The organism is Streptomyces sp. 13-12-16, from assembly GCF_002114215.1.
Lineage (GTDB): Bacteria > Actinomycetota > Actinomycetes > Streptomycetales > Streptomycetaceae > Streptomyces.
The window spans coordinates 1-2,299 of the sequence record NZ_NCTE01000565.1 but is presented as its reverse complement, the minus strand read 5'-3'; the positions used below and the strand labels follow the sequence as shown (position 1 = coordinate 2,299).

1 protein-coding gene and 1 pseudogene are annotated in these 2,299 nt (G+C 74.4%); both read right to left on the bottom strand.

Features of this window, described 5'->3' with window-relative positions; translation table 11 throughout:
* Positions 1 to 245, bottom strand: a pseudogene (locus tag B7767_RS22675) (ComF family protein); the annotation flags it as partial.
* Between the two features lie 76 nt (positions 246 to 321).
* The gene (locus tag B7767_RS22670) at positions 322 to 2,160 is read right to left on the bottom strand and encodes an LpqB family beta-propeller domain-containing protein (RefSeq protein ID WP_085573810.1); all 1,839 of its coding nucleotides are present in this window, start codon (positions 2,158 to 2,160) and stop codon (positions 322 to 324) included.
* Positions 2,161 to 2,299 lie beyond the last annotated feature (139 nt).

Genomic DNA, 2,299 nt, shown 5'->3' with positions numbered 1-2,299 from the left:
CCGGAGAGGGCCAGGGCGCCCCGCTCCTTGTGGGCCAGCAGCGTGGCGCGCACCTCGTCCGCGTACCGGGCCGCCGCGTGCACCGACGGCAGCCCGGCCGGCTCGGGCACCGGCCGCACCCGGCACGGCACGGCCCCGCTCAGCGCCGTACGGCACCGGGCGCAGAGCACCGTACGAGGTCTGCCGCAGCCGCCGCACTCGGCCGGGAGCACCAGGTCGGTGAGGTCCTGCCACCAGTCCCGCATGGGACCACTGTGCCAACGCCCGCCGCACCCGGCCACCCCTGTGGATAACCCGGGGGACGGGCCCGGCCGGCCCGGCTCACCCCGGATAGACCGGCGCGGTCCCCTCCGTCACCTTCTGCCACTGCGCCCCCGAGGGCAGCCGTACGATCCCGTCCACCGAGTACGCCATCAGCGGCGCCTGTTCGTCCTCGGAGGCGGTGACGGCCTTGACCCCGGTCAGGGAGGCGGGCGGCGGCACGTCCGGCGTGGAGCCGTCGACCTCGACGTACTTCATCTGCTCCACGCCTCCCTCCTCGCGTCCGACCACCACGAGCCGGCTGTCCCCGGCCCAGGACATGGCCGTGACATGCTCCAGTTCGGGTGTCGCGGAGTGCGGGTCCAGCACGGTGACCACCGGCTGCTCGTCCGTCCCGCCGCTGCGGTCGATCCGTCCGACCACCAGGGAGCGCCGGTCGTCCTTCTCCACGACGAGCGCGATCCGCACCCCGTCGGCGGCCACCCGGACCGCCCGCACACGGCCGTCCAGCTCCGGCGTCCGCACCTCGACCGGCTCGCCCGCGCCCTCCTCCAGGAAGTACAGCCGCGGGTCGGCGGGGTCGCTGTCGGCCACCCACAGGCCGCCCTGTGCGTCCCAGCTGGGCGTGGTCAGCCCGTCCTCCTCGGTCTTGCCCGTGCTGCGCAGCACGGGCTCCCCGAGGGAACTCCCCGACACCAGCGAGGCGACGAACAGCGACCTGCCGTCGATGGCGACCCCGGCCGCGGTCCGCTCGTCCCGGGCGACCGCCACCGACCGCAGTGCCTTCTCGCCCTCGCCCAGCGCACCGGGCACCGGCGCCGGCTGGGTGTCGCTGCTGCCCGCGGTGATCCGCACGAGCCGGTGCTTGTCGTCGACGAAGTACAGGTGGTCGGGCGCGTCCAGCGCGCCCCGGGTGGCGACGAGCTCGACTCCGTTCTGGGCGAGCGAGCACAGCTGCCCGCCGCCGGCCCGCAGCTCGACCTCGTCCACCGCGGGGCTGAGCGTGCGCAGCGTGAACAGCAGCTGGGCCGCCATCTCCTCGCACCGGCCGGTGTCGACCTCGGCCGCCTTGTCGTTGAGCGGCACGGTCAGTCTGCCCCGGTCGTCCGGGGTCAGCGGGCCGGCGCCCTTCCGCAACGCCGTCCCCGCGGGGAAGGCGGTCCTGACGGCGGGGTCCAGCCAGGTCGTGGGCCCCTCGACGAGGGAGCGCACCATCTGGGTCGTGGGATCCACGTGACTGCGCACGTAGACGGGGTCGGCGACCGTCATCGGCACCGATCCCGCGCTGTCCGAGGCGAAGTAGTACTTGTTGACGGACATGTAGTTGCGCTGGAAGTCCGACTTGCCCATGACGACGCCCTGCGGCACCGCGTCGATGCGCCACTGCTCGCTCTTGGCGTCCTTCGTGAGGTGCACCAGCTCGTCGTAGGACCCCGAGGCGGGCGCGTACGACTGCTGCGCGTCCACCGTGGCCACCTTGGTCCCGGTCAGCGTGTAGGACAGGGAACCGGTGTCCTGCTGGTCCGGGCTGTCGGCCTGGGCGCCCGGCCCGTCCGACAGCACGGTGGTGGACAGCTCCGGCTTCCAGGTCTTCGCCGCCTCACGGGTCAGGTACTGGCGCGCGGTCTTGTAGTCGGGGTCGTCACTGGTCAGCGCCTCCAGGAAGCCCTGCACGATCTGTGTGGGGGTGGCGTCCTCACTGGGCGGCATGGCGAACACCCGCACCTGTGTGTCCTGCCGCGGCGTCGACTCGACGCCCCGCAGGTCCCCGCTGTCGGGCATCGAGGCGCACCCGGCCAGCAGAACGGCCCCACTGGCGACGTACGCCACCGTCCGCACCGGCACCCCCCGGCCGCGCTCACCGCCGCCCACGCGAAGCCTCCCCGTCCCTGTCCGCATCCCGCGCCGCCCTCCGACCGTCCTCGTCACCGGCCGCCCCGGCCCCGCGCTCCGCCTCCCGGCCACGACCGTCGTCCGCGCCCGGCCCCGGACCGTCACCGCTTCCCGCGGCCGACGCCCCCGGGCCCCCGCCACCGCC

Coding starts and splice junctions, on each gene's coding strand:
- B7767_RS22670 (WP_085573810.1), bottom strand. CDS start 2,160: ATGCGGACAGGGACGGGGAGGCTTCGCGTGGGCGGCGGTGAGCGCGGC.